Source organism: Paenibacillus roseus (assembly GCF_016424485.1).
GTDB classification, from domain to species: domain Bacteria; phylum Bacillota; class Bacilli; order Paenibacillales; family Paenibacillaceae; genus Paenibacillus_D; species Paenibacillus_D roseus.
Map to the genome: position 1 here is coordinate 1 of NZ_JAELUP010000050.1, position 1,925 is coordinate 1,925.

Annotated in this window: 1 protein-coding gene; it reads right to left on the minus strand. The window is 46.3% G+C overall.

Features of this window, described 5'->3' with window-relative positions:
* Positions 1–101: 101 nt before the first annotated feature.
* Positions 102–1,418, minus strand: a complete 1,317-nt coding sequence (ltrA, locus tag JFN88_RS10910; RefSeq protein WP_199019332.1) for a group II intron reverse transcriptase/maturase — start codon at positions 1,416–1,418, stop codon at positions 102–104.
* Positions 1,419–1,925 lie beyond the last annotated feature (507 nt).

A 1,925-nucleotide genomic window follows, 5' to 3' on the forward strand; every position in this document is an offset into this window, starting at 1 on the left:
CGTTGTAGAGTAGAAGAGCGCCTTTCCTTTCAGGATTGTACACTCCCCCCTCGCAGAACCGTGCTTGCGCTATTTACGCACACGGCTCCTCATCTGAAGTTTCACACGAGGACCTTTCCTCCAAACATACTCAAGTATATCCTTGGTTTGGGTAGTGGATTGGCTTTCATTAGCAATAAGAACTTGTCCCAGGTATAGCTATTCCGTTGGCTTCTCCGGTTCAACCATTTAAATAGCAATCTCATTGTACCGTACCAGTATCTCGACAGCATTGGACCATTGTCTGTGATACCGTAATACCTGTAGTGTCCAGTGAGTTTTGCTTTGAGCTGATCCATGAGTGATTTGACCGGCAGGGTTCGATTGGTCTTTATCCATATCTTCATTCGATTGAGGGCGGCTTGAAATTTCTTTCTGCTCGTTTGTCGCTTCACTCTGAATTTTCCATTTCGACTTTCCCCACAATAGTGGGTAAATCCCAGGAAATCGAATGTCTCCGGCTTGCCCTCTCCTCCGTTCCCCTTGTTTTGTGCAGCAAATTGGCCAAATTCTATAATCTTGCTCTTTTCTGGTGCTATCTCCAGGTTGAACTTTTTGAGCCTATCCTTAAGTTGCAGATAAAAATTTCGAGCTTCGCCTTCAGATTGAAAACAACACACAAAATCATCCGCGTAACGAACCATCTGGGTCTGGCCTCTGTATTGCTTCTTCATTCGTTTTTCAAACCATAAGTCCAGTACATAGTGTAGATAGACATTAGCGAGCACGGGGGAGATGATTCCTCCCTGCGGCGTACCTTGTTCGGTTTGCCGAAGGATTCCTTCCTCCATCATGCCTGCTTTGAGCATACGCTGTATCAGTTGCAACAGTTTGCGGTCCTTAATTCGAACCTCCAGGCACTTCATCATCCAGCTATGATCAACATGGTCAAAGAAACCAGATATATCCGCGTCCACAACCCAGTTCGTTTTCCTCGTCATGATCGTCGTATTTAACATTCGCAATGCGTCGTGACAACCAATCCCTGGTCGAAATCCAAATGAAGAGTTCAGAAAGTCCTGTTCGTATATGGCAGACAGGATTTTACTCACTGCCAACTGAACAATCTTATCTTCGTAGGCTGGGATACCCAGCGGTCTCATCTTCTTGCTTCCAGGCTTAGGGATATAAACTCGCCTGACGGGTTGAGGTTTGTAAGCCATTTGGCGCAAGGAATGATGCAGATTCTTTACATTCATGCACAGATTCTCCTCGTATTGCGCTTTCGTAACTTCATCCACTCCGACAGCTTTGTCCCCTCTCAGTTCTTGGTGGCACATGTACAATGCTTCCTCGTCCAGAAGATGGATTAGGCTCGTAAATTGTTCTTTGGGTCGATCTTTTGCTAATTGTGCTATCTTAACAAGTTTTGTTTCCAATTCACTTCCACCTCTGAGTGTGGGAATTGTGTCCTTTGCCAAGGTCTTCAGATGTAGCTTCCTTTTCTCCACCGCCATTACGCAGCTTCATCGATACTACTTAGCTATCCGACTCCCTATCTCTCATTTGCTTTCCTTGCTTGGTTTTCGCTTGTACGGCATACCCAGTGGTTCTAGGGAAAGATAGGGTCTCCCGGGTTACCGTTTATTCTCGATTTATAACGTGCCAAGCTCTTAGACCCCGGAGCGCCTGTCCAACCTCACCATTGCGCTTGGACAAGTTTCGCCTTCTGTATGTGTAACTACATCGGCCAATCTCGACTAATTTTTCGAGGCTCAATCACTTCAGCTCATGCTTTCGGCCCGCTACTTTGCCGTTCTACGCTTAAAGCTATCCGTTACCGGATAACCTCCAAGAACTAGCTACAGGATGGCTGGTTAGGCTTTATCCTGATGGGACTCCCACCCACTAGAATTAACGACCTTGCCCGGCCGCACTACACAAAA